The sequence below is a fragment of the Bartonella sp. B41 genome, from assembly GCF_053795765.1.
In genome coordinates, this window is sequence record NZ_CP200037.1 from 846391 (window position 1) to 873313 (window position 26923).

The following is a 26923-nucleotide window of genomic DNA, read 5'->3' on the forward strand; positions in this document are numbered from 1 at the left end:
TCTTAATATTGTTTACAATTAAAATAAAAAATTTGTTCGATATATTGAATTATCGTTGTACTTTTATAGCATAGAAAAGAAGAATATCTTTGGGAAGTGGGGTATGTCGTTCTGCAATTGCCGCATACTTAAGAAATAACTAAAGAAAATCTTCTATAGTAATACATTTGGATCAACAAACAGGGCTATTACCAATAACCATCGATTAGATGATCGCCACACCAGTTGTTATCTTAAGGAATAACAAGACATTTTCGTCTTTTGTATAGTTTGTATAAAATGTTGCTTATTGTCTATAAAATTTCTTATTACAATACTCTTCTCATGCCGAAAATACGACAAACGAACCAAGAAAATAAACTCCATCCAAAAAGCGTGGGCCCGGAGGGACTCGAACCCCCAACCAAGCGGTTATGAGCCGCTGGCTCTAACCAATTGAGCTACAGGCCCCACGGAGCTTTTCTCTCTAAACTAAAATATTCTAGAACACAAGATCCTGCTTAAACTATAAACTATATTTTTATTTTTTTATCGGTTTTTTTCTGTAGCACTCTAATTTCTTTACAAAAATGCCAGAAAATGAGAAGTTAATACATTCATGAATAGAAGGAACAGACATGACAATAATTTTCCAATCATTAAACAGCCACTGGATTAGGGCGATTGTTATAGCTATAACATTGCTAACCACTTCACTTACCATACAGGCTGAAGAAAGAAAAGTAGGCCTCCAAACAATCACTGTGACCGCAACTGGCGAAAGCCAAGCAGCACCAGATATGGCAATTATTAATCTAGCTATTATTACAAAGGACAAAACTGCGCAAAAAGCACTAGCAGCCAATAATAAATCTATGAATGATGTGATAAATGCTTTTAAAAACAACGGAATTTCAGCAAACGATTTACAAACGTCAGACTTGTCTATTTACCAGTCTAGCCTGGATGGAACTCAAGATAAAAATGGCAAGGAAAACCTTTATAATGTTTCAAATTTTTTAACTGCACGCATTCGTGATCTTTCTAACGTTGGTAAAATATTTGATCAAGCAATGGCTTTAGGTGTTAACGCAGTTAATGGTATTATTTTCACAAATTCTGATACAAAGCTATTTTACCAAGAGGCACGTAAAAATGCCATTGCTGAAGCTATTGAAAAAGCAAGAACTATAGCACAAGCAGCCAATTTAAAACTTGGAAAAATCATTGAAATTACCGAAAGCGAAGGGAACAATAACCCAACTCCACGTTTTTTAATGAGTGCTGCAAAGAGCTCTTCAGAAACAAATTTCTTAAGTGGAGAAATGAATTACAACGTTAATGTTACCGTAGTATTTGCTATCGACTAAAGCTCACATCTCTACATAAAAGGAAATGTCATCGGACTTTACACAAAAGGCCGGTGATGTGCTATGAATAGGTCTCTTCAAACAACACTTTATCTTCATGAATTTCTATTTGTTCACGTGCAGAAAATTGCGTTGTATGTACCGTCTGACAATCCCCTGAAACCAATGGATGCCACCATTGAAGATCTTTTACTTCATAAATTAATCGATAAGCACAACTTTCTGGAAGCCAGCGAGTTACTTTAATCGTTTTCACATCCAACGATATACAATCTGGAATAATTGATGTGTGGTTAACATAATCCTTACACCGACAAGTTTCCTCATCCAAAAGACGACAAGCTACACTAGTTGCATAAACATCGCCAGTATCATCATCTTCCACTTTGTGTAAACAACAGAATTCACACCCATCACAAAGGCTTTCCCACTCAGAAGTAGAAATTTCTTCCAATTTCCTTACCTTCCAAAAAGGAGTCTCTTCGTTCATAAAAATAATCATTCCTTTTCAAAAAAAACACAAAAAACGTAGTATGCACTCTGAGAAATACATAAGTGCAAATAATACATTCAACCAATAAAGATTGCACACTTGGAAATGTGCAATCAAGAATCAAGAAAACTGCGCAGCTTACGTGAACGGCTTGGATGTTTCAACTTACGAAGTGCTTTTGCCTCAATCTGGCGAATACGCTCCCGTGTAACTGAAAACTGCTGCCCAACTTCTTCTAAGGTATGATCAGTATTCATCCCTATACCAAAACGCATTCGCAAAACACGCTCCTCTCGCGGTGTTAATGAGGCAAGTACACGTGTTGTCGTATCTCGTAAATTAGCTTGAATGGCCGCATCAATCGGCAACAACGCATTCCTATCTTCAATAAAATCACCTAAATGAGAATCGTCTTCATCACCAACAGGTGTCTCAAGAGAAATAGGCTCCTTTGCGATTTTAAGAACTTTTCGTACTTTTTCTAAAGGCATAGAAAGCTTGCTTGATAATTCCTCTGGCGTTGGCTCACGCCCAATTTCGTGTAAAATCTGGCGTGACGTACGAACAATTTTATTAATTGTCTCAATCATGTGAACAGGAATGCGAATAGTGCGTGCTTGATCAGCAATTGAGCGAGTAATTGCTTGACGAATCCACCATGTAGCATAAGTTGAGAACTTGTACCCACGCCGATATTCAAATTTATCCACAGCCTTCATCAAACCAATATTTCCTTCTTGGATAAGATCAAGAAACTGCAAACCACGGTTAGTGTATTTTTTTGCAATTGAAATCACAAGACGCAAATTAGCTTCTACCATTTCTTTTTTTGCAATTGTTGATTCACGCTCACCTTTTTGCACCTGTGTAACAATTCGACGAAATTCACCAATAGAGATGGCAGTTTCCTGTGCAAGATTTTGTATTTCACTGCGCAATTTTTGAATTGTTTTAGCTTCACGCCTTGAAAACTCTTTCCAACTATTCCCAGACAAAGTTGCAATATAATCTACCCAGTCAGCATCTAATTCACGACCTTGATATTCTTTCAAAAATTCCTCATGACCAACGCCATAATCATTAGCAATCCGCTTTAACTTACCTTCATTATGAATAAGCCTCTTATTGATATCATAAAGTTGCTCAACTAAAGCATCAATACGATTCTGATTTAAAGAAAGAGACTTAACTGCCTGAACTAATTCGCTCTTCAACTGAGTATATTTCTTTCTTTGAAGAGGCGAAAGAGCCCCCTCTTTACTCTCTGCCAAACTGCTCTCAACATGCTGATCTTGTAATTTGCGCAGTTTTACATAAGTTTCAGCAATAAAATCTAATGTTTCCATAACTTGAGGACAAAGCTCATTTTCCATTGCAGCAAGTGATAAGTTTGCCTCATCATCTTCGTCTTCATCATCCTCAATCCCCACATTGTCTTCCACATCTTCCATGCTACGGGAAGCAGAAAAGGACTTTTCTTTTTTTATTTTTTCAACTTCACTCCGTTCAATAACGGGAGCCTGCTTTGCTTCTGGACCGGCATAGGTCATTTCAAGATCAATAATTTCACGAAGAAGAACACGCTGCTCTTTCAATTCTTCACGCCAAATAATGAGAGCCTGAAAAGTTAAAGGACTTTCACAAAGCCCTGCAATCATCGTCTCACGCCCAGCTTCAATGCGCTTAGCAATAGCAATTTCACCTTCCCGTGAAAGTAATTCAACAGCTCCCATCTCACGCAAATACATACGCACTGGATCATCAGTACGATCTGTTGTTTCACGCTTAGATGTCGTAGCAAGAGCACCACTGGTAACCTCAACTAAATCACTGCCCTCTATTGAAGATTCCTCTTCATAACGCTCAGACTCGATCTCATCCTCATCATCCACAACATTGATACCCATCTCAGAAAACATAGCCAAGATATCTTCAATTTGTTCAGACGTAACCTCTTCTGAAGGAAGAACTGCATTCAGTTCATCCATCGTCACATAGCCATTTTTTTTGGCAAGTTTAACCATTTTTTTTATGGCATCATCAGAAAAATCGAGAAGAGGGCCATCCAAATTAATCTGCCCCGTTGCTTCTGTATTATCTTTCTGTTTAACCTTTGTGGCCATACCATCAACTCCACTTAATCACCACGCAACTCACGCATGACAAGCTTTTTGCATTCTCACTCAGCGTATCGACAATTTCTTACACGTAGCCCCTCTTAGAGGCACCTTACCTATCGGAAAAAACATACTTTGTACACGCTTTTCATTCACACAAAAACGCGGAAAAGCTTCAGAAGCTTCCCCGACACCTCTCAGCTTTTCTGAGATAATCTTTGCACCATATAGTAAGAACCAATTTCCCGCTTTTCCTAAAATTCAGTCGACACCCTTCACAAGTCAATCGCCACTTTCCATCAAAATGTCGATCTCAGCAAATTTCCTCATACTAAGCTTTAGGTGACTGATTCGCTTCAAAAAAGCGAATCATTTTATCTCATTTTGCTCATTCCCATCTATTTCTTCACAAAACCACTTCCAAATCCTTCAATTAGTGCTTCTATCGCTTGAATTTTCTCTAATTCTATTTTTGTCTCACGAAGAAGATCAAAAACTTCACTATCAGGATTTTCGACAAGTTGCTCTTCAATATCTTGTAATCTCTTATGTAGGTGGTGTTCCTTAAGATGCAAGTAGATAGCCTGTTTTAATACAGCACGAACATCTTCTATAGAAGATCCAACCAAAACAGCACGCATACCGATATTTTGTGCGAGTCTCCTCATACTCTCTAAAAGAGACTTTTGTCCCTTTTTTTCTAATAAACTGATCATTATCTCTTTATCGTGAAGCTGCTTACTTCCAAGAATTTCTAGCATTGATTGATGAAAACCCATTAATTGAGCATTTTGTAACTCTAGCTCAGCAAGAACTTCAAAGTTTTCATACCATAACTCGGGATAGTGAGCTAAAATCAGCAAAATGACCGCCTCGCGCAAAGGAATAGAATGCGAAGACGAATTGCGTACCATATCAGAATTTGCCAAGGTAGAAAAAGATTGATCTTTTAGAATCCCATTTTTTTGACCTTTCTGATATTGGCTAACACCTCTTCTTCTTGAAAAGGATGGACGAAAAAAATCAAAGAGACGTTTCTTTATATCTTGAAAATAATAACGGCGTATATCCTCATCTTTAATTGTAAAAATTTGCTGCTTAAGCTGTTTTTCTAGAGCTGCTCGCGCTTCCGGAGTCTCAAAATGCTTTCCGTAAGTAGCACGCAACCATAAAAGCTCAATTAATGGAATTGATTTTTGTAAAAAAGAAGCAAAAAGCTGCGCACCACCATTACAAACAATTTCATCTGGATCCTTTCCTTGCGGCAGTAAAACAAAGCGTACCGATACACCAACTTTTAAAAGTGGCAACACGCGGTCAGCAGCACGAAAAGCAGCTCTTAAGCCAGCATCATCTCCATCAAAGCACAAAATTGGATCAGGCCTTATCTGCCATAAAAGCCTAATTTGCTCTTCCGTCAAAGCTGTTCCCAATGGCGCTACTACCCCCTCAAAACCAACCTTATTTAATGCAATTACATCCATATAACCTTCAACAACAAGGACAGAATGCAATATATCACTATCACCAAAACGACAATTTTTGCGGACAGAAGCTGCATTGTACAATATGTTCCCTTTATGAAATAGAACTGTTTCAGGACTATTAAGATATTTTGCCCGCGTATCTTTATCCAACGTACGCCCTCCAAAAGCTATGACACGCCCGCGCAAATCTTCAATGGGAAACATAATACGATTTCTAAATCGATCATAAGGAACCATACCATCCTCACCCGATTGTAAAAGTCCACAGTCTTCCATTTGCTGTGTCGAAACACCACGCGCACCCAAAGCATCCCTTAAAGCCGTTTGCCTTGTTGAAGCAAAACCAATCTTAAAACGATCAGCTATCTTTGGAGTTATCCCACGCTCATAAAGATAACGACGTGCCTGAACACCTCCTTCATCACGTAAATTATGCTGAAAAAAATCAGCAGCCATCTTCATAACATTATAAAGATTATCCCTTTCTATTTGATGCTGATAATTCTGTGAATCAGAAGCGGGCAATTTAACACCCGCAAGGTCAGCTAAACGCTCCACGCTTTCTGAAAAACGCAACCCATCAAGCTCACAAAGGAAGGTGAAGATATCACCATTCGCTCCACAGCCAAAACAATAATAACGACCTTTATGATCATTACAATGAAAACTAGGAGTTCTTTCACTATGAAATGGGCAACAACACCAAAAATCTCCCCTCGAAGACTTACTTTTTTTGGAATCAAACGTTACCCTTTTGCCAATAACAATTGAAATTGGTAATCTGGTACGAATCTCATCAAGAACATCAGGTAGAAAACGCATTATCTCTCACAGAGTTTGAAATTATTTTTTCATGTTTAACTACTTTAAAATACAATTCTAATACTTCATCTTAGATCGTCGACGAATTTGCAAATGATCGATCCACAAAAAATTATATATGGAGACAAAAAAGTGACCAAATTTCTTGTTCAATATCCATTGCTAGAAACCATTGCTTGGCTCATTATTCTTACGCTTGTTGCACTTTTAGTCAATTTCTTAGCACGAAACCTTCTTGTCAAAGCAACAAAACGTCTTTCTACTTTTTTACCAAAAGATACAACTTCTGATATTGAATACTCCATACAATGTATAGCTCACATCGCTTCGATTCTTATTATTTCAGCCGGTGTCAATTTTGTACCAACACTGCCCAATGTACTGAGTACTATCATCCGCAATACTCTCAACGCCTTAATAATCTTTATCGTTGTCTTGATAATATCCGCTCTTTTCAATGTCATTAACACTCTTTATGAAAAACGACCAACAGCACGATTAAAACCAATAAAAAGTTATATTCAAATCGCTAAAATTACACTTTTTGCCATCGGCGCCATCTTAATGATAGCCACACTTCTCGACCGCTCACCCCTCATTCTCCTTTCCGGTCTTGGAGCAATGGTGGCTGTCCTTATACTAATTTTTCAAGATACACTACTTTCTCTCGTTGCAGGCATCCAAATTTCATCAACTGACATGGTACGTGTCGGAGATTGGATTGAAATCCCAAATCTCGGTGCAGACGGAGACGTCATTGAGATTGCACTCCATACTGTTAAAATTCAAAATTTTGATAAAACGATTGTTACAGTCCCTATCCGTAAACTGGTAACAGATCCCTTTAAAAATTGGCGTGGGATGGAAGAAGCAGGAGGAAGACGCATCAAAAGATCCTTGTTCATTGATCAATCTAGCATCCGATTTTACACAGAAAAGGAACTGGAATATCTCACACAATTTAATTTACTGGAAAACTATTTTACACAGAAAATACCAGAAATCAACGAATGGAATTCTCAATTAGATAAAAATAGCAATGTGCCAGCTAATACCCGTCGTTTAACCAATATTGGAACATTCCGCACTTATGTTTTAGCTTATTTGCAAAAGCACCCAAAGATCAAACAAAACATGACCTTGATAACACGACAATTGCCCCCCACTCCAAATGGACTACCTCTAGAAATCTATTGTTTTACTAATACAACCGTTTGGAAAGAATATGAGCAAATTCAATCTGATATTTTTGATCATCTCTACTCTATTCTTCCAGCTTTTGGTCTAAAAATTTTTCAAAATCCGAGTGGATATGATTTGGTACATACACTTGCAACACAGTAAAATAATGAATCAAACCGCTACAATCCGAAACCTATCTCCTATTCATAATATCAACGACAAAGAGACAAAACTACAAGCAATCTGAGCTTCTTTTTCATTTTACAAGATTATTAAATGTTATCAAGCATCCTTTCTTATTTGTTTGGATCACACGCACGACACATACTTCCTAGATCATATCCCCTAAACTTTAAAGAAATTTATATGTTACATTTCATCAAAAAATTTCTCCATAAATATTTATGCTCCCCAATGCCCACGAAATACCTCCTTTTTACGAAAAATTACAACATAAGTGATTTTCAACATCGTACATGAATTAATATTTAGTATATTGATGTTTATTTGTGAATTCGCAGATAAAATTTTAATGCATAACATATCAGTTTAAAAATCAGAAAACCTTGATCTTTACAAAGATCACCCTAGATAGAGTGAACAGTTGAGATTTAGGCAACAGGAGGGTGTAATGGAAAACATAAATGGCTGGATTGTAGCTATCGTCATCGGTGGTCTTGCGGGTTTTGCAGCTCAGTACTTCATGAAAAGCAAAACGGGGGTACTTTTAAACATTATCCTAGGTATTGTCGGAGCTGCATTAGCTAGCTTTGTATTTAGTCTTTTTGGCGTTAATTTCGCTGGCTGGATTGGTTACCTCATCTCAGGCTTTATTGGAGCTTGCATTCTTATATGGATCGGACGACGAGTTCGACTATAAAGAATTTACTCGTCTAAAAAAATACCTTTTGGAACTACTCGAAACTGCTGAAATATTTTCTCAACAATCTTGAAAATCATAGCAGTTTTTCAAAAGAATGAGCATTACTCTCGCATTTTGGCATCGCTATCATCACAATGCGAAGCAAATATGAGAAGCCCTTAGGCCCTTAGGACAGCATTTATCATACTTCCGTGTTATAAAAATTATACTCAATTGTTTTCAATTGTTAATAACAATACTTAACATATAGTTCATACAACATATTATCTTCTTATAATCCAAACTCAAAGGTCATCGCTCTGAGTGTAAAATATTCACACATTTCATTTCGATAATCAAATTAATTCAAAATCCTGTAAAAAATGAAATTTCTTTAAAATTAACATCAAAATAAAAAGTAATATGCTCTTCCTTCAAATCTTTCTGTTTGGAATCTTGCCGCACTTTCATTTTTACATTACAATTAAAGCAACACTGTATCGTCCAAAACAATATGTGAGCACAGATTAGGTGTAAAATGGAATGATATCTGATACTAAAAGCTCTATCTTTCCACATCTTAAGTGGATATCTGACCAAGATCCTCCCGCACCAGCTGATATACATGACTGGCTAATGGAACTTGGATCAATGACACATCGACTTAAAAATTACTGTGATCGTATACAGATTGAACCGCAACGTGAATATTTTATCACACGTAACGAATTGAAAGAGGAAGCTAAACATCTCCCTAGTAGTTCACTCTACTGGTTGCGCGAAGTTATACTGTTTGGAGACAACCAACCTTGGCTTCTTGGACGAACTGTAATCCCGCAGGAAACCCTCTCCGATCATAACCAATCATTGATGAGTTTAGGAACGAAACCATTAGGACATTATTTATTTAATAGTGGAAAACTAACCCGCGACTACATTCATATCGGTCAGAAGGATGAACTATGGGCGCGCCGCTCTCGCCTGAGATTAGCAAACAAACCATTGTTGCTAACTGAACTATTCTTAGCTGCTTCTCCACTATATAAAAACTGCACAAATAACAAAATTATACATTCGAAAAAAGTATGATTTAAAAATAGGTACCTTGTCGTCCCATTGTCAAAAGACACTTATTTTCCTAACCTTAACCTTTCACCTAAAACAGTCTTTTAAAGCGAACACCTTTTACAAATATTTCTGCTTAAATACCTTTTAAATAATTTGGTAAGATTCTTTGCAATTTTTCACGCAAACTCCTACTAACCTTAGAGAAATTTATTTGCCCTGCGTAATTCTCTTTTAGCCATGCCATAACCTTACCCACATCACGCAATCCCTTAGCCCTTGTTTGCATTAAAGCTTCATAAAGAGCTTGCTCAACTTCCAATTCATCAAACTGATGAGGAAGAAATTCAAGAATAATCTCTATTTCCTCTTGTTCTTTTTCTGCTAACTCCAAACGTCCAGATTCCTTATAAATACACACCTGCTTTTCACGCTGCTCAATCATTTTAGCTAAAACAGACTGCACTCGGAAATCATCAACCCCCATCTTCCCTTCATTACGATAAAGAATATCACGATCCCTTATAGTAACATCAATTAGACGAAGAGTAGAAACACGCGCCTTATCCTGCACCTGTAAAGCAACCTTAAGTGCCATATCGATCTGATCACGCAACATAAATTTACCCGTAACGTTTCTGTTCAAACCGAAAAGTAGATTTTAACTAATCCTTATACATTTTACAATGCATAATGAAAAATAATGAACTCACAGATATGAGAAAATCCCAAAACAGGACTTTACCTCTTCATAGAATATACCTATATTGGGTTACCCGTACTCTTAAGCATAAATGAAACATTACAATAATAGCACGCACAGCGCCTAATTTATGATTTTACTTTTTGTGCAATGCTGGATGTTGTGTTTTTCAGATAAAAATTATGGACACCACCATGACACAAGCTATCTCATCTCTCAATTCTTGGAGCGTGAACAAACCTACCGCCCTCTTAGTATTGGAAGACGGAACGATTATAAGAGGAAAGGGGGCAGGTGCCACGGGCATTGCAGAAGCTGAAGTGTGTTTTAACACTTCTATGACGGGCTATGAAGAAATCCTAACAGATCCATCGTATAAAAAACAAATCGTTAATTTTACTTTTCCCCACATCGGCAATGTAGGCACAAATAATGAAGATGTCGAAGACCTTACGCCTCATGATTTTCATGGCGCAATCGGTGCTATTTTCAAAGCAGATATCACTCAGCACTCCAATTATCGTGCGAATAAAGGTCTTAATAAATGGCTTAAAATGCGTAAAATTATTGCGCTCTGTAATATTGATACGAGAGCATTAACTATTCTCATTCGAAATAAAGGTGCGTTAAATGCTATAATTGCCCATGATCCAAATGGAAACTTTGATGTCAAAGCTCTAAAAGAACGTGCACAAAAGTGGACTGGTATTATCAATCTTGATCTTGCGAAAGAAGCAACGTTAAAGCAACCAATGGAATGGAATGAACAACCATGGATATGGAATAAAGGCTATAGTATAAACGACAAACGCAATTTTCATGTTGTCGCAATTGACTACGGTATTAAACGCAACATTCTTCGCATCATGGCTGCACATGGCGCACGCATAACCGTTGTACCTGCAAAAACAAGTGCTAAAAAAATTTTAGAAATGAAACCTGATGGTATTTTGCTTTCCAATGGACCGGGAGATCCAGAAGCAACAACCGATTATACCGTCCCAACTATTAAAAATCTCATTAAACACAATATACCGCTTTTCGGTATATGTTTCGGACACCAGCTTCTCGCTCTGACTGTTGGAGCCAAAACAATAAAAATGCACCAAGGACATCATGGCTCAAACCATCCTGTTAAAGATCTAGCCACTGGAAAAGTTGGAATTGTCTCAATGAACCATGGCTTTACTGTAGATAGAGAATCTTTACCAAAATATGTCGAGGAAACACACATTTCCCTCTTTGACAACTCAAATTGTGGAATTCAACTCACTGGAAAACCAATTTTTTCTGTTCAATATCACCCAGAAGCTTCTCCAGGGCCACAAGACAGCCACTATCTATTTCAACGTTTTTACAACTTTATTATGGATTACAAGAAAACACATTAACCGCACAGCTCAATCATTCAAGATTTTGAACCTTTTTTAAGCATCGTAACACATCACTTTAAATAACAAAATAACTCATCCCATCTCTTGAATTATGAGTCTTTTTTCATTTTCAACTGCTAAGCATAATACTTTTTACTTAGGATTTGTAATCTTAAATACAGAATATACCTGTATTATTAGTTATGTATAAATAGTATAAAATTACGAATGAAACATACTTTATTTATAAGTATAAGAATTATATTTATTGCAAGCAAAATAATTACATTACATGTTGTATGTATAATATTGAAATGAAACTTATATTGCATTTAACCTATGCTGTGATTTATTATTGTAACTATCAGTTCAAAAATAACTTTCTCAATACAGAAAAATACCACTTTTGTTGGATACCAACCGATTCATTATTAATTCAAAAACGGTGAATGGCATGCAAAAAGCATTTCAACTAATTTTAATATCAATATTGATCACAGGATGTGAAGTTCAAAATTCTGATATAAAAAAAAATAGTTTAGAAGACAAAATAGAGATACAATACACAGACCCAATAAATCTAGATCCATATACCTTAAACAAATTAAACTCTCTCCTTGTAGAACGCTCTAAGACTAATTACCATGAAATTGGAAAAATAATTGACATGCTGTCTTCAGCTTTTTTAGGAACACCCTACCAAGAAAATATGTTGCATGGATCAGAAAATATACCAGAAAAATTGATAATAGACTTTAGAGGTTTAGATTGCTTTACTTACTTGGATTATGTTGAAGCATTGCGAAAATCAACATCACAGACAGAATTCATAGAAAATGTTATTCGCACTCGCTACGTTGATGGAAATATTAGCTTTTTAAACCGGAAGCACTTTTTTACCGATTGGGCTCACAGACAATACCGGATTGCCGATGACGTTACCACAAAAATAAGCCCGAATACGGTAAGTATTGAAAAATATCTCAATAAAAAAGATGATAGCGGAAATTTCCTTCCTGGACTACCGGTTGTGAAACGCAATATAACTTATATTCCAAGTCGTTTTATTGATGAAAACGTTATAAGCCGTTTACAGTCCGGTGATTTCATCGGTATTTATACAAACCTTTCTGGATTAGACGTAACCCACGTCGGTTTCTTTATCATGACAGATAATGGTCCAATGTTACGAAATGCTTCCTCACGAAAGGAAAATAAGAAAGTGGTAGATTCTCCCTTTATGGAGTATGTAACAAAAACACCTGGAATTATTATCTTAAGAGCTCTAAAGTAATCTACACTGGGACAGAAATGTCCCACCTGCTCTCAAATACCTACTCAAATAAATTCTCAAATCACCTAGTAATATCATCCAAATCATTTAGAAAATGAAAATAGGACTCCTTTGTTTACGATTCAGTCTCATATATCCGTAAACTGATAAGCGTAGTACAGGTGCTTTCTTACTGCCATCAGTTTATAGCATCACATCCGCTATTATCTATACATTACACATAAAAAATTCTTGATTTTACCCATCATTTTTAAAGTCTCAATTTTTCTGTAAATAACTCTTGAATCTATACTTTAATAAGAACTATTTGTTTTTATTATAAATAATAATATATTTTATACGTAAACTGATAAAAATAAAAAACATTAAGCTTCAATCTTATGAAAAAATCATGGAAAAGGAATTTTATAGCTTACTTTCTTTGTATATTAACCTATAAAACGATCTTAGCCTAAAATTTTGAATATTTTGCTACTGTAATCATGCACAGATATTCGTCATAGGAAAAGCTATGCCAAAACGTACAGATATAAAATCCATTCTTATCATTGGAGCAGGTCCAATTGTTATTGGCCAAGCATGTGAATTTGATTATTCGGGGACACAAGCCTGTAAAGCACTAAAAGAAGAAGGGTACCGAATTATTCTGGTTAACTCTAACCCTGCTACCATTATGACAGATCCCGATTTAGCTGATGCAACTTATATTGAACCTATAACCCCTGAAATAGTTGCAAAAATCATAGCCTATGAGCGCCCCGATGCTATCTTACCAACGATGGGAGGACAAACAGCACTCAATACAGCTTTATCACTAAAACGGATGGGAGTTTTAGACCGCTATCATGTTGAAATGATAGGCGCAAATGCTGATGCTATCGATAAAGCTGAGGATCGTGCTTTATTTCGCAAAGCCATGTCAAAAATTGGCTTAGAAACACCGCGCTCTATGATAGCCAATGCAACTGAACTCAAAGAGGAGAATCGCCAACTACATGCAAAAAAGCGCGATCAACTAAAATCAAATCTTTCCGGAAAAACACTAGATAAGGCGCTAGAAGAACTTGAGCATGATTGGCGTCATACCGAAACTGATCGTAAGCAACATTATATTGCACATGCTACTGCAAAAGCTGTCCAAGCTCTCGATATTATTGGCCTTCCAGCGATAATCCGCCCCTCATTTACACTTGGTGGGACGGGTGGTGGGATTGCGTATAATCGCTCTGAATTTTATGAAATTATTGAACGTGGACTTGAAGCGTCTCCCACAACAGAGGTTTTGATTGAAGAAAGTGTTTTAGGATGGAAAGAATATGAAATGGAAGTTGTTCGTGATAAGAACGACAACTGTATTATCATTTGTTCTATTGAAAATATTGATCCTATGGGAATTCATACTGGTGATTCCATTACTGTAGCCCCTGCTCTCACCTTAACAGATAAAGAATATCAACGTATGCGAAACGCTTCAATTGCTGTGCTACGTGAAATTGGTGTAGAAACTGGTGGATCCAATGTACAATTCGCTGTTAATCCTGAAAATGGCCGTCTTATCGTCATTGAAATGAACCCTCGCGTTTCCCGTTCTTCAGCGCTTGCCTCAAAAGCAACAGGATTTCCTATTGCTAAGGTAGCTGCCAAACTTGCAGTTGGCTACACACTTGACGAATTAAAAAATGACATTACAGGTGGCGCTACACCAGCATCATTTGAACCTTCTATTGATTATATTGTAACAAAAATTCCTCGTTTTGCTTTTGAAAAATTTCCCGGTTCATCACCAGTCTTAACGACTGCAATGAAATCTGTAGGAGAAATCATGGCAATAGGTCGTACTTTTCAAGAATCGTTACAAAAAGCACTACGTGGACTCGAAACAGGTCTTACAGGTCTTGACGAAATCATAATTCCTGAACATGCTGAAGGTGACGAAAAGAATTCCATCCGCTCTGCAATTGCGATACCCAGCCCCGACCGCCTGCGCTATATAGCGCAAGCAATACGTGCTGGTTTACCTATAAATGAGATTTACCAAATTAGTAAAATTGATCCGTGGTTCTTAGAACAAATAGCATCCATCATTGAAATGGAACAGCGTATCCGTGTTCACGGATTACCAAAAGATTCAGATAATTTGCGCATGCTGAAGTCCATGGGTTTTTCGGATGCACGATTAGCAACCCTTACTAAACAGAAGGAAGAAGATATTACTGCTCTACGTAAAGTGCTTAATGTCAAACACTTTTTCAAACGTATTGATACTTGTGCAGCTGAATTCTCTTCTCCTACAGCATATATGTACTCAACATATGAGAACCCTCTTACAGGTATAGAAAATTCCGAAGCACATGTTTCTGAACGCAAAAAAATTGTGATTTTAGGTGGCGGAACAAACCGCATTGGACAAGGTATCGAATTTGACTATTGCTGTTGCCATGCTGCTTTTGCACTGCGTGATGCGGGATTTGAAGCAATCATGATTAACTGTAATCCTGAAACAGTCTCAACTGACTACGATACATCTGATCGTCTTTATTTTGAATCTTTGACAGCAGAAGATGTTCTGGCTATTTTAGAAACAGAACAAGAAAAAGGTGAATTGGTTGGAGTGATTGTCCAATTTGGTGGGCAAACACCGTTAAAACTAGCTAAAAAACTTGAAAAACACAAGATCCCTATCTTGGGAACCTCCCCTGATGCTATCGATTTGGCGGAAGACAGAGATCGCTTTCAAAAATTATTATTTAGACTTAACTTAACACAACCAAAAAACGGCATTGCTCATTCTGTTGAACAAGTATACCTCATCGCTCATGAGCTTGGTTTCCCACTTGTTGTACGACCTTCTTACGTTTTAGGAGGACGGGCGATGCAAATTATCCGCGATGAACGCGACCTACAAAATTATTTACTCGAAATAATACCCGAATTAGTACCAGAGGAAATTAAAACCCATTTTCTTAATGATAAAACAAGCCAAATCAATATGTTGCTTGGTAAAAATCCACTTTTGTTTGACACTTATTTAACAGAGGCTGTTGAAGTTGATGTTGATTGTTTATGCGATGGAGAAAAAACATTAATCGTTGGCATCATGGAACATATTGAAGAAGCAGGAATCCACTCTGGAGATTCAGCATGTTCTTTACCTGTTCGCACACTTTCACATAAATTGGTAATTGAATTAGAACGTCAAACAAAAGCTTTAGCGCAAGCACTTCGTGTTCGTGGTCTTATGAATGTACAATATGCCATTAAAAATGACACGATTTATGTATTAGAAGCCAACCCTCGTGCATCACGCACTATCCCGTTTGTTGCGAAAACAATTGGCCGCCCAGTTGCTAAAATAGCGGCACGTATTATGGCAGGAGAAACACTCCCAAATGCCTTAGAAGCTTACGGTGGATTGCCATTGGTAAAACAAAAACCGCATATAGCTGTTAAAGAAGCTGTTTTTCCTTTTTCTCGTTTTCCAGGAGTTGATACACTTCTTGGACCAGAGATGCGTTCAACCGGTGAGGTAATGGGTATCGATTATGAATTCGCCCTAGCCTTTGCTAAAGCTCAGCTTGGAGCTGGCGTTGAACTTCCGCAAGAAGGAACTTTATTTGTTTCTGTTAGAGATGAAGACAAAAAGTATATATTAAATCCTGTTAAACGCTTAATGGATATTGGATTCTCTATTTTAGCAACAAGTGGAACGCAAAAATTCCTTGCTGAGCATAATATAAAAGCAGAAAAGATCAATAAAGTTCTAGAAGGACACCCTCATATCGAAGACGCCATTCGTAATCGACAAATTCAATTAATTTTTAACACAACCAACACTGCCAGCGCTATATCAGATTCTAAATCATTACGACATGCAGCACTAATGCAAAAAGTTCCCTACTACACAACAAGAGCTGGAGCAGAATCTGCAGCACAAGCCATCGAAGCTTTAAAGAAAAGCAATCTTGAAGTACGCTCATTACAAAGCTATTTTACATAGAATTTTCCTATATAAGTTTCTACACTATAGAGAACACTATCCTTTTATATAAAATACATCAATTAAGGCTTGCTTTTTATCGCAAAAACCTCTATACGAGTTTCATCGGACTTTCGGTTATGTGACTTTCTTTCCTGTGCATCTGGCACTTTCGATGAAACTTCTCCCACCTAATTTCGATTTAAAGTGGTATTGTTGTCTTTTTGCTTCAGTACATAGTGTTATATATTTTAAGGAGTTTCCTATGCCTACAGGAACAGTTAAGTGGTTTAATACAACAAAAGGTTTTGGATTTATTCAGCCGAGTGATGGAAGCGCAGATGTATTCGTACACATTTCTGCTGTTGAATGCTCTGGCCTAAGCAACCTTAATGAAGGACAGAAAGTCTCTTACGATGTTTTACAAGATCGTCGTTCAGGAAAATCTGCTGCAGGTAATCTTGCAACCCTGTAATTTTTGAAGTTTTTTATTTAATGAATAAGTCCTCGTCCACTAAGGCGAGGATTTTTCGTTTTTTAATGATCTAATTAATTTACCTTGTACAATTATTTAAAATTTTTTACATTTCTTTTTCAAATTTTCTGCAGTACACAAAAACCGATTTTTCATCAAATATTCAAAAGCAGTAATATAAAACTTATATTTAAAGAAAGTTCCTAAGAACTTCTTCACAATTTTTTATTGCGTGCAAAATAATCTCTTATAGAATATCTTTAGATAAATAATATTTGCTTACTATCCACAAGGAATTGAAATTATGGCTCTTATTGCTGATAAACTTTCTCGCATCAAACCCTCTGCCACAATCAGCATTTCTCAAAAAGCGCGTAACTTAAAAATTCTAGGTCGTGACGTGATAGCTTTAAGCGCGGGAGAGCCAGATTTTGATACACCAGACAACATCAAAAATGCTGCTATCGAAGCTATTCAACGTGGAGAAACAAAATACACTCCCATATCAGGAATTCCAGAACTACGTCAAGCAATCGCAGAAAAGTTTAAAAGAGAAAATAATCTTATCTATAAACCAGAACAAATCATTGTTGGCACCGGTGGTAAACAAATCCTCTTTAATGCATTGATGGCAACTCTGAATAAAGGAGACGAAGTTATCATTCCATCTCCATATTGGGTAAGTTACCCAGAAATGGTTACCATAAATGATGGTACACCTGTTTTTGTAAAAACGAAATCCGAATTTTCCTACAAACTTCAACCACAAGATCTAGAATCTGCCATAACAAACAAAACTAAATGGTTTATTTTTAACTCTCCTTCAAATCCGTCAGGAGCCACTTATACGCATGATGAATTAAAAAAATTAACAGATGTCTTAGTGAAATATCCCAATATATATATCCTCACAGATGACATATATGAACACCTCACATATGAAGATTTTACCTTTGTTACTCCAGCACAAGTAGAACCAAAACTGTATGATCGCACACTCACAATGAATGGTGTTTCTAAAGCTTATGCCATGACAGGATGGAGAATTGGATATGCAGGTGGACCACAAGAACTAGTTAATGCCATGGATATTATTCAGGGTCAACAAACATCCGGCACAAGTTCAATTTCACAGTGGGCAGCCGTTGAAGCACTTAACGGATCACAAAACTTTATCACTAAAAATAAAAGTATTTTCAAAACACGCCGTGATCTTGTCGTCTCTATTTTAAACAAAACACCTGGCATCAATTGTCCAACACCTGAAGGTGCTTTTTATGTTTATCCTTCTTGTGCGGATCTCATCGGAAAAAAAACACCTAATGGTAAGGTTATTATCAATGATGAAGACTTTGTAATAGCGCTTCTAGAAACAGAATCTGTTGCTGTAGTTCATGGATCTGCTTTTGGACTTGGCCCAGCATTTCGCATTTCCTACGCGACATCAGAAAAGTTGCTTGAAAAAGCATGCCTACGTATTCAGCGTTTCTGCAGCAGCTTGATCTGAAATTCTAAATATGAATTTATTGTAACAATTTTACTCCGAATGCTACTATTTTGGTTATGTATTCAGCAACTGAACACAAAAAGGATAAGCAAACTTTATAAAAACACTGTTCCAGTAAAGTTGTATAAAAAATATCAACTTCAAGAACAGAACAACTTCTTTGAAATTCTGAGTATATTTCAATTTTCAAATGCTATTTCAAAAACAAAAAAGGCCGGACAAAAGTCCGGCAAGTTTGGAAAATCCCCAGAGAAAAAACCAATCTCATAGATCTTCACAAGGGAACACTCAAGAAAATGCAATGGGAGGCAACATAATCAAGAGATAGTATTTTATGTCACTTTACGGAGAAAAGCACAATAAAGACTTAAGCGCATCTGCTATGCAACAAACACATAACTCGAAAATACCATTCTATTAAAAAGACCATTGACGAGCTTTCAGAAAAATATAATCTCGAAAAGCATTTAGCTTTGCCAAATTCTTTAAAGCATCAGGATAACAAAAAAAGGTATCAAAGGAAGGAATATCAACCAAATCAGGGAAAAGACGTACAAGACGCTCATCATTATTCACGATATAATCAGGGAGAACAGCAATACCAAAATCACGCATAAGAGCATTTTTAATTGAAATTATATTATTTATTTGTAATACTGAAAGGCGTAAAGATCCATCACTCCTTCCAGCCTTTTCTAGCCAATTCAAACCAGCTAAATAAGGTGGAACAGGTTCTCCAAATGAGATGATACGGTGCCCATCCAACTCGGACAATTTTTCTGGCTTTCCGTAATTTGCAACATAATTTGCTGAAGCATAAACATGCATATGAATCGTAAATAACTTTCTTTGGATAAGACCAGGCTGTTGAGGCTGGTGCAAACGAACAGCACAATCTGCACGACACATCATCAAATCAATTTCATCATCATCAAGTAAAAGTTGGATCTGCATGTCAGGATAAAGATTAAGAAATTCTGGCATACGCTCTGCAAGCCATCCTGCTCCCATTCCAAAAGTTGATGTAACACGTAAACGCCCTGTTGGCTTTTCATTGCTCTCACTTAATTTCAAACGTGCATTTTCAAGTTTCATCAACACATCATGAGCGGTGCGATAAAGAACTTCTCCTTGTTCTGTTAAAACTAAACCACGTGCATGACGTTGAAATAGAGACACACCAATATCTTGCTCTAAAGCTGAAACTTGTCTCGAAATCGCTGATTGTGACAAATGGAGCCTTTGGGCTGCATGCGTAAAAGACCCCGCCTCTGCAACAGTATGAAAAACTCTTAATTTGTCCCAATCCAAAGGTGGTGTCACAATACTACCTCATATTTCCTTTACCCTTAACAGATAACAACTAAGTGTTAATGTTATAGATCCAAGAAACGTTCTGCTTCTAATGCCGCCATACACCCCATCCCCGCTGCCGTAATGGCTTGACGAAAAGTGTCATCAGCAACATCTCCTGCAGCAAAAACACCAGCAACACTTGTTGCAGTTGAGTCAGGTGCTGTCCACAAGTAGCCATTTGACTTCTGTTTTAATTGTCCTTCAAATAAAGAGACTGCAGGATCATGTCCAATGGCAATAAATATTCCATCTGCATCCACATTAACCTCTTGTCCAGTTTGAACATTTTTAAGTCGTGCACCTGTCACAACGGATCTTACCGAAGCACGAGCTTGTAAGCCAACAATCTCTTCTACCACGTGATTCCAAATAACATGAACATTATTACAAGCAAACAATCTATCTTGCAAAATTTTTTCTGCCCGAAAATGATCACGCCGATGAACAATTTTTACACTTTTGGCTAAATGCGATAAGTACAACGCCTCCTCAATGGCTGTATTTCCTCCTCCCACAACCATAACATCTCTATCACGATAAAAAAAACCATCACACGTAGCACAAGCAGAAACACCACCACCCATAAATATCTGTTCACTTTCTAAGCCAAGCCAACGAGCTTTTGCCCCCGTTGCAATAATTAATGCATCACAACAATACTGCATTCCAGAATCTCCATATAAGATAAAAGGACGCTTTGACAAATCGGCTCTTATAATGACATCCTGAACAATCTTTGTACCCATATTTTCAGCTTGTTTTGCCATTTGTTCCATCAAAAATGGTCCCTGAATAACATCGGAAAAACCTGGATAATTTTCGACATCAGTTGTAATTGTTAGCTGTCCTCCCTGTTGAAATCCAGTAACTAAAACTGGTTTTAGCATCGCTCTAGCTGCATAAATTGCCGCTGTATAGCCAGCTGGCCCAGAGCCGATAATGAGCAAGCGAATATACAACTGTTCCATAAAAAATCCTTCGTTTTGTTTCTTAATTACTTGTAGACCACAACAACCTGTAGCCCTAAAAAAAACATTTTCCAACAGCTTAGGGTATAGTGTATACGTATTTTTTCAAATTCTGCCAAGAAAGTTGATAACTAATTTGCTAAGCATACTTAACATAATAAATTAAACTTTATTTCATGAGCAATACGTGAATAATATGAAGAAAAAGTTCTAGTAAATATTAAGGTCGTAACAAAACAAAACTTAAAAAGATAGGGAACAACAATTTTTCAATTTATTACCAATATCTGTGCACGTTTTGCTTTAATCATGGGAGTAGCAATGCTTTTGCCTGCTCTTGTGGATTTGCACAATGGCAGCCATGAGGGAGTAGCCTTTCTCTATTCTTTTACCATAACCACCATGTTAGCGACACTCATCCTTTTAGCAACGAGAGGTGCCACTTGTTGTTTTTCAACGAGGCTCGGCTTTACACTAACTGTTTGCCTTTGGCTAACAGGAAGTGTAGTAGGTGCCTTACCCCTTTATCTTTCTCCTCTAAAAATTTCTTTAGCAGGAGCAATTTTTGAATCTGTCTCTGGAATCACAACCACAGGATCCACGGTAATCACCGGCCTTGATAACTTACCACGAAGCATTTTATTATGGCGTTCTATCATATGCTGGATTGGAGGAATTGGCTTTATCGGCTTAGCCTTGCTTCTTTTGCCTTCTCTTCGTGTTGGAGGAGTACAGCTTTTTCATATGGAATCATCCGATAAATCTGAAAAAATACTACCTCGCATAAACCAAATAGCAAATGGAATTATCATAGCTTATGCTGGACTAACACTTACTTGTATGCTCTCTTATTTTGCTTCCGGTATGACCTTATTTGACGCCATAAACCACGCAATGAGCACAATAGCAACAGCTGGTTTCTCTACTCATGATGCTTCCTTTGGCTATTTTTTTGATAAACCTGCCATCTTGATTGTTGCAACAATCTTTATGTTGCTCTCCGCTTTACCCTTCATACTCTACGTTAAATTAGTGCTTCCAAGCCATTCCAAACGTTTTATTGATCCACAAGCAATCGTTTTTTTAAATATTGTTTTCATCTTTAGCTTTGCCTTAGCAGCGTGGTTAAAATTTCATGATAATCGTGCCTTTCATTGGATTTTTTTTGATGTAATTTTTCACCTTTCATCCATCATAAGCACCACTGGTTACAGTGCCGAAGACTATCAACTTTGGGGACCTTTTGCACTTGGTATCTTTTTCATTGTTTCTTTTATCGGTGGGTGCGCTGGTTCTACCTCTGGCGGAATAAAAATCAACCGTTTAATTATCCTCTGGCGTATCGCCAAAACAAATATGGAAAAGCTTCTCTCTCCCAATGTTGTTGTAAAAGCGCGCTATGATCACTCACAAATATCAAGCGATGTTGCTAAAGCAGTTCTGTTTTTTGTATGTCTCTATATGTTCTGTCTTCTTATCGGCACTGCACTTCTTCTTACCACAGGCCTTGACTTCACATCTTCCTTTACGGGTGTTTTAACCGCCCTATCAAACATCGGCCCAGGTTTTGGGGAAATCATTGGTCCAGCTGGAAATTTCTCTACAATTAATGATAACGCACTATGGATTTTGAGTTTTCTTATGCTAGCTGGACGTCTTGAAATTATAACAATATTCGTTCTTTTTATCCCCGCCTTTTGGTCTGAATAAATCTCAGTTTATCGTAGTACTTCATTCTTGCAATAAGTAATGATAAAAAATTCATAGGATTAAAGTAAGAATCACAACAAAAATACCTTATTTTTAAATAGCAACAGTACCATAGGAGATGTATTTAATATCTCCTATTTCCCTCCCAAAAAACAATGTGATACGTGGTATAATCAACAATGCAAGCTTCATAATTTCCTCTACAAACAAATTAGCAAGAAAAGAACCTCTAAACAAATTCTCATACATGCATCCATCTGCAATAATTTTATCCACATTAGTGATCAATCACTTGATAAAATGCCTACGATATCACCAATAACGGATATAAAGAGAAAGTTAGACTTCATTCGTAAAATAATCACCCCAAAATCCTATCAAAAACAGGAGCAAACAAATCTTTCGGTAATCCAAAACTTCCAAAATTACCACAAACACAATAAATTATCGTTGCAATAATAAAGTAAACTATAAAACTGCAGACGTTACTCTTTATAAATTCCTTTTAAAAATGATAAGCGATACTCCCTACCTCTTTCAGAGATATATGCATAATAAATTAGATATACTGAACCTTAATAATTTCATAATTATGTGAACCACCTGGAGCATTTACTTCCACTACATCACCTTCTTGCTTACCAATAAGCGCACGAGCAATAGGTGAAGAAATAGATATTTTACCAGTTTTCACATCAGCTTCTTGGTCACCAACAATCTGATAAACCTTTTTTTCTTCAGTATCTTCATCCAAAAGATTGATAGTAGCTCCAAATTTAATTTTATCACCTGAAAGGCGTGAAACATTTATAACTTCTGCACGTGCAATGTAATCCTCAAGCTCATTTATACGCCCTTCATTATGACTTTGTGCCTCCTTAGCAGCGTGGTACTCAGCATTTTCTGATAAATCACCATGCGCGCGTGCCTCAGCAATTGCCTCAATAATTCTCGGACGTTCCTGTTGTTGACGCCAACGTAATTCCTCCTTTAGACTTTCAAAACCAGCTGTAGTCATCGGAACTTTTTCCATAATCCGTCCCTTTCTGTCACATGAAAAGTTTAAATAAAAAACAAAAAACGGCTTCCAAAATTACTTTTGGAATCCGAAAACCACAATCTTCCTTATTATATAGTACAGCATCCCCGTTTTCCATACAAAAATAAAAAAGGATATGAAGTACCCAACAGATTATTCCAAAATTTTCAATCCATTTCCAATACATCAAAAAAAGAATCGTATGGACAATACATATAGAAAAATTGTATATTTTTCGATTTTATAATGCCCTAAGAAGAGTTTTCTAATATCCAAGAATGACTTAATATTTTTAATGGTAACCAATGAGAAGGATTTTTTGAGTAAAGGAAAGAGATGGAGAAATTAGTAGTTTTTTTTGCGTTTGTCTCTCTCTTTTTGAGCGTGACATCTGCCAAATCAACAAATGCCATTGTCGTAAGAAATTTAAATTTTAGAGTCGGGCCAAGTATTCAGTACGAACTTCGTGGCTTAATTCCTGCAGGGCAGTCGATATTTGTAAAATTCTGTAGAAATAACTGGTGCAATGTCAAATATAATACTCAAACAGGTTGGGTGTCATCTCGTTATCTTTCATTCAGAAATTCAGATGATCTATACCACACATACAAGATAGTTCCCAATACATAGTGGGAAACGCGTACAGAGTTATTTCGACTGAAATACTTACGGCAATAGATATTATACATGGATAATTTTGATAAAACTTCAAACATAGGAAATCATATTTGTCACAACGCTAAAAATATCCCCAAAGTCCAAAGAAACTAATCAAATATCTCACCAAATAGGCTATAGTATGCTTCCTAAGTAATTTTTCTCCATTCGTTCATTTGATCAAATTTTATGATTTAGAATTTCCTTTAAAACAACAAACACTTTCACAACAAAGAATACAACAATGAAAAATGGTGTTACAGCAACAGTTGAAGCTCTTTCTGCACTCATTGCTTCAGGCAACCCTCTCTTCAAGAATGGGCAATTATGGACACCCCACCGACCAATTCATCCTGAAAAATCTGAAAGTGGCATCCCATTTCAACTCCAAACCTCCTTTAAACCTGCTGGAGATCAACCTAAAGCGATTCAAACTTTGGTTGAAGGAATTGAAAGAAATGAGCGTACCCAAATTCTTCTAGGCGTTACTGGATCAGGAAAAACCTATACAATGGCGAAAGTTATTGAAAAAATGCAGCGCCCAGCTCTAATCTTAGCACCAAACAAAACTCTAGCAGCACAGCTTTATGGAGAATTTAAAAGCTTTTTCCCTCATAATGCCGTTGAATATTTTGTTTCTTACTACGACTACTATCAACCAGAGGCCTATGTTGCACGATCTGATACCTATATCGAAAAAGAATCCTCTATTAATGAACAAATAGATCGGATGCGACACGCTGCAACACGTGCTGTACTTGAACGTGATGACGTCATTATCGTTGCATCTGTGTCCTGTATTTACGGCATTGGTTCAGTTGAAACATACACCGCAATGACATTCCGAATACAAAAAGGAGATAAAATCAATCAACAGCAATTACTAGCCAATTTAGTTACTCAACACTACCATAGACAAGACACAAACCTCGTTCGTGGTTCTTTTCGGGTTCGAGGCGATGTAATCGAAATTTTTCCCACTCACTTAGAGGACCGTGCTTGGCGCATTTCACTGTTTGGTGATAACGTAGAAACGATTACCGAGTTTGACCCTCTAACGGGACAAAAAACAAATAATCTTCAATTTATTAAAATTTACGCTAATTCACACTATGTAACGCCGCGCCCAACATTAAATCAAGCAATAAAATCCATCAAAAAAGAATTATCTCAGCGCCTTGAAGAATTGAACGCAGCCGGACGCCTCTTAGAAGCACAACGTTTAGAACAACGCACAATTTTTGATTTAGAAATGCTAGAAACCACTGGATCATGCCTCGGCATCGAAAATTATTCACGATATTTAACAGGACGAAACCCTGGTGAACCACCTCCCACCTTATTCGAATATATTCCGAGCAACTCTCTTATTTTTATTGACGAAAGTCATGTTACCATCCCTCAAATTGGCGGTATGTATCGGGGCGATTTTCGACGTAAAGCTACCCTAGCAGAATATGGGTTTCGCCTACCTTCCTGTATGGACAATCGTCCTTTACGCTTTGAAGAATGGGATGCTATGCGTCCACAAACTATTGCAGTATCAGCAACACCAGGACGCTGGGAAATAGAACAATCCAACGGTATTTTTGCCGAACAAATCATTCGACCAACTGGACTTGTTGACCCACAAACAGAAGTCCGTCCAGCCTGTACTCAAGTCGACGATGTTGTAAATGAAATTCATAAAACAATTCAAAAAGGCTATCGTACATTGATAACTGTCCTAACAAAGCGTATGGCCGAAGACCTAACTGAATATCTCCATGAACAAGGTATTCATGTGCGTTATATGCACTCCGACATCGATACTTTAGAACGAATTTCAATCCTTCGTGATCTACGTCTTGGAACTTTTGATGTCCTAATTGGCATAAACCTTCTCCGAGAAGGACTAGATATTCCAGAATGCGGTTTTGTTGCCATCCTAGACGCCGACAAAGAAGGTTTTTTACGCTCGGAAACCTCACTTATACAAACAATAGGACGAGCTGCACGTAACATCGATGGCCGAGTTATTCTTTATGCGGATAAAATTACTGGTTCAATAGAACGGGCTCTACAAGAAACCCAAAGACGCAGGCAAAAACAAATAGCCTATAATGAAAAACATAATATCACACCTACAAGTATCAAAAAAAATATCAACAATATTCTTGATTTAGGATGCGAAAACAACCAGACATCCGAAAATATTCCTGATCTTATCATGCAAAATAGCATAACAAGAAAAAATTTAACTGCTCGTATTCAATATCTTGAAAAATTGATGCATGAAGCAGCCACTGATCTTAACTTTGAGGAAGCAGCGCGACTTCGTGATGAAATTAAACAACTGAAAAAAATAGAATTAACAATAACCAATGATCCTTTAACACAACAATCTAGAATTAATCCATAATTATTAGCGTTTTTAAACTCAATAAACACAAAGATCTTAAAATGCTCATAATATTGACAATATTAATTGATAGCATTACCTGTATTT

The 26923-nt window shown here is 36.9% G+C and carries 19 protein-coding genes, 1 tRNA gene and 1 pseudogene; 12 read left to right on the forward strand and 9 right to left on the reverse strand.

All coding sequences use genetic code 11. The features are described 5' to 3' along the window. Positions 1-376: 376 nt before the first annotated feature. Positions 377-450: transfer RNA gene (locus tag V4P54_RS03665), tRNA-Ile, on the reverse strand. 167 nt (positions 451-617) lie between these two features. Between V4P54_RS03665 and V4P54_RS03670 the strand changes: the two genes are divergently transcribed. After that, positions 618-1349, forward strand: coding sequence for an SIMPL domain-containing protein (locus tag V4P54_RS03670; RefSeq protein ID WP_455476705.1), 732 nt, complete (start codon positions 618-620; stop codon positions 1347-1349). Positions 1350-1410: 61 nt separating this feature from the next. Here the strand turns inward: V4P54_RS03670 and V4P54_RS03675 are convergent, their stop codons facing one another. The 3 genes and pseudogenes from V4P54_RS03675 to dnaG form a co-directional block, all read right to left on the reverse strand. Further along, positions 1411-1839: a YcgN family cysteine cluster protein gene (locus tag V4P54_RS03675; RefSeq protein ID WP_455476706.1), complete on the reverse strand. Its 429-nt coding sequence runs from the start codon at positions 1837-1839 to the stop codon at positions 1411-1413. 116 nt (positions 1840-1955) lie between these two features. After that, entirely contained in the window at positions 1956-3965 is a 2010-nt protein-coding gene (rpoD, locus tag V4P54_RS03680; RefSeq protein ID WP_455476707.1) for an RNA polymerase sigma factor RpoD, read from the reverse strand. Between the two features lie 363 nt (positions 3966-4328). Then, positions 4329-6268, reverse strand: a pseudogene (gene dnaG, locus V4P54_RS03685) (DNA primase). 132 nt (positions 6269-6400) lie between these two features. Here dnaG and V4P54_RS03690 point away from each other — a divergent pair. From V4P54_RS03690 to ubiC, 3 genes are all read left to right on the forward strand, one after another. Then, complete coding sequence (locus V4P54_RS03690; RefSeq protein ID WP_455476708.1) at positions 6401-7612, forward strand: mechanosensitive ion channel family protein; 1212 nt, start codon at positions 6401-6403, stop codon at positions 7610-7612. A gap of 469 nt (positions 7613-8081) precedes the next feature. Then, complete coding sequence (locus tag V4P54_RS03695; RefSeq protein ID WP_455477680.1) at positions 8082-8330, forward strand: GlsB/YeaQ/YmgE family stress response membrane protein; 249 nt, start codon at positions 8082-8084, stop codon at positions 8328-8330. Positions 8331-8855: 525 nt separating this feature from the next. Next, positions 8856-9401 carry a chorismate lyase gene (gene ubiC, locus V4P54_RS03700; protein ID WP_455476709.1) on the forward strand — a complete coding sequence of 182 codons (546 nt, stop codon included), beginning with the start codon at positions 8856-8858 and terminating at the stop codon, positions 9399-9401. Positions 9402-9513: 112 nt separating this feature from the next. On the opposite strand, the gene V4P54_RS03705 is transcribed toward ubiC, so the two are convergent. Further along, positions 9514-9996 (reverse strand): GatB/YqeY domain-containing protein, encoded by a 483-nt coding sequence (locus V4P54_RS03705; RefSeq protein ID WP_455476710.1) that lies wholly within the window; start codon positions 9994-9996, stop codon positions 9514-9516. 278 nt (positions 9997-10274) lie between these two features. Between V4P54_RS03705 and carA the strand changes: the two genes are divergently transcribed. The 5 genes from carA (at position 10275) to V4P54_RS03730 (ending at position 18705) form a co-directional block, all read left to right on the forward strand. Beyond that, positions 10275-11471, forward strand: coding sequence for a glutamine-hydrolyzing carbamoyl-phosphate synthase small subunit (gene carA, locus V4P54_RS03710; protein WP_455476711.1), 1197 nt, complete (start codon positions 10275-10277; stop codon positions 11469-11471). A 436-nt stretch (positions 11472-11907) separates the two neighbouring features. Further along, positions 11908-12747, forward strand: a complete 840-nt coding sequence (locus V4P54_RS03715) for a DUF1460 domain-containing protein (RefSeq protein ID WP_455476712.1) — start codon at positions 11908-11910, stop codon at positions 12745-12747. 511 nt (positions 12748-13258) lie between these two features. Beyond that, positions 13259-16744 (forward strand): carbamoyl-phosphate synthase large subunit, encoded by a 3486-nt coding sequence (carB, locus tag V4P54_RS03720; RefSeq protein ID WP_455476713.1) that lies wholly within the window; start codon positions 13259-13261, stop codon positions 16742-16744. 244 nt (positions 16745-16988) lie between these two features. Further along, on the forward strand, positions 16989-17198 hold the full coding sequence (locus tag V4P54_RS03725; RefSeq protein ID WP_455476714.1) for a cold-shock protein: 210 nt from the start codon (positions 16989-16991) through the stop codon (positions 17196-17198). Positions 17199-17502: 304 nt separating this feature from the next. Further along, positions 17503-18705: a pyridoxal phosphate-dependent aminotransferase gene (locus tag V4P54_RS03730; protein WP_455476715.1), complete on the forward strand. Its 1203-nt coding sequence runs from the start codon at positions 17503-17505 to the stop codon at positions 18703-18705. 417 nt (positions 18706-19122) lie between these two features. Here V4P54_RS03730 and V4P54_RS03735 read toward each other — a convergent pair whose 3' ends face one another. Continuing rightward, the gene (locus V4P54_RS03735; RefSeq protein ID WP_455476716.1) at positions 19123-20028 is read right to left on the reverse strand and encodes a LysR family transcriptional regulator; all 906 of its coding nucleotides are present in this window, start codon (positions 20026-20028) and stop codon (positions 19123-19125) included. Between the two features lie 53 nt (positions 20029-20081). Further along, entirely contained in the window at positions 20082-21029 is a 948-nt protein-coding gene (gene trxB, locus V4P54_RS03740) for a thioredoxin-disulfide reductase (RefSeq protein WP_455476717.1), read from the reverse strand. Between the two features lie 321 nt (positions 21030-21350). Between trxB and V4P54_RS03745 the strand changes: the two genes are divergently transcribed. Beyond that, the gene (locus V4P54_RS03745) at positions 21351-22739 is read left to right on the forward strand and encodes a TrkH family potassium uptake protein (protein ID WP_455476718.1); all 1389 of its coding nucleotides are present in this window, start codon (positions 21351-21353) and stop codon (positions 22737-22739) included. Positions 22740-22832: 93 nt separating this feature from the next. Here V4P54_RS03745 and V4P54_RS03750 read toward each other — a convergent pair whose 3' ends face one another. Both V4P54_RS03750 and greA read right to left on the reverse strand, forming a co-directional pair. Continuing rightward, a complete protein-coding gene (locus V4P54_RS03750) occupies positions 22833-23015 on the reverse strand; it encodes a hypothetical protein (RefSeq protein WP_455476719.1) in 183 nt (60 codons plus the stop codon). Positions 23016-23298: 283 nt separating this feature from the next. After that, positions 23299-23772: a transcription elongation factor GreA gene (gene greA, locus V4P54_RS03755; RefSeq protein WP_455476720.1), complete on the reverse strand. Its 474-nt coding sequence runs from the start codon at positions 23770-23772 to the stop codon at positions 23299-23301. A gap of 342 nt (positions 23773-24114) precedes the next feature. On the opposite strand from greA, the gene V4P54_RS03760 reads away from it, so the two are divergent. Together V4P54_RS03760 and uvrB are read left to right on the forward strand one after the other, a co-directional pair. Beyond that, a complete protein-coding gene (locus V4P54_RS03760; protein ID WP_455476721.1) occupies positions 24115-24408 on the forward strand; it encodes an SH3 domain-containing protein in 294 nt (97 codons plus the stop codon). Positions 24409-24679: 271 nt separating this feature from the next. Then, entirely contained in the window at positions 24680-26836 is a 2157-nt protein-coding gene (uvrB, locus tag V4P54_RS03765; protein ID WP_455476722.1) for an excinuclease ABC subunit UvrB, read from the forward strand. The last annotated feature ends 87 nt before the right edge of the window (positions 26837-26923 follow it).

What these genes read in the sequence shown, in the direction of transcription:
- greA (WP_455476720.1), bottom strand. Translation starts at nt 23,772, where the DNA reads ATGGAAAAAGTTCCGATGACTACAGCTGGTTTTGAAAGTCTAAAGGAG.
- V4P54_RS03760 (WP_455476721.1), top strand. Translation starts at nt 24,115, where the DNA reads ATGGAGAAATTAGTAGTTTTTTTTGCGTTTGTCTCTCTCTTTTTGAGC.
- carB (WP_455476713.1), top strand. Translation starts at nt 13,259, where the DNA reads ATGCCAAAACGTACAGATATAAAATCCATTCTTATCATTGGAGCAGGT.
- V4P54_RS03745 (WP_455476718.1), top strand. Translation starts at nt 21,351, where the DNA reads ATGCTTTTGCCTGCTCTTGTGGATTTGCACAATGGCAGCCATGAGGGA.
- V4P54_RS03695 (WP_455477680.1), top strand. Translation starts at nt 8,082, where the DNA reads ATGGAAAACATAAATGGCTGGATTGTAGCTATCGTCATCGGTGGTCTT.
- ubiC (WP_455476709.1), top strand. Translation starts at nt 8,856, where the DNA reads ATGATATCTGATACTAAAAGCTCTATCTTTCCACATCTTAAGTGGATA.
- V4P54_RS03730 (WP_455476715.1), top strand. Translation starts at nt 17,503, where the DNA reads ATGGCTCTTATTGCTGATAAACTTTCTCGCATCAAACCCTCTGCCACA.
- V4P54_RS03715 (WP_455476712.1), top strand. Translation starts at nt 11,908, where the DNA reads ATGCAAAAAGCATTTCAACTAATTTTAATATCAATATTGATCACAGGA.
- V4P54_RS03725 (WP_455476714.1), top strand. Translation starts at nt 16,989, where the DNA reads ATGCCTACAGGAACAGTTAAGTGGTTTAATACAACAAAAGGTTTTGGA.
- trxB (WP_455476717.1), bottom strand. Translation starts at nt 21,029, where the DNA reads ATGGAACAGTTGTATATTCGCTTGCTCATTATCGGCTCTGGGCCAGCT.
- V4P54_RS03705 (WP_455476710.1), bottom strand. Translation starts at nt 9,996, where the DNA reads ATGTTGCGTGATCAGATCGATATGGCACTTAAGGTTGCTTTACAGGTG.
- uvrB (WP_455476722.1), top strand. Translation starts at nt 24,680, where the DNA reads ATGAAAAATGGTGTTACAGCAACAGTTGAAGCTCTTTCTGCACTCATT.
- carA (WP_455476711.1), top strand. Translation starts at nt 10,275, where the DNA reads ATGACACAAGCTATCTCATCTCTCAATTCTTGGAGCGTGAACAAACCT.
- rpoD (WP_455476707.1), bottom strand. Translation starts at nt 3,965, where the DNA reads ATGGCCACAAAGGTTAAACAGAAAGATAATACAGAAGCAACGGGGCAG.
- V4P54_RS03675 (WP_455476706.1), bottom strand. Translation starts at nt 1,839, where the DNA reads ATGAACGAAGAGACTCCTTTTTGGAAGGTAAGGAAATTGGAAGAAATT.
- V4P54_RS03670 (WP_455476705.1), top strand. Translation starts at nt 618, where the DNA reads ATGACAATAATTTTCCAATCATTAAACAGCCACTGGATTAGGGCGATT.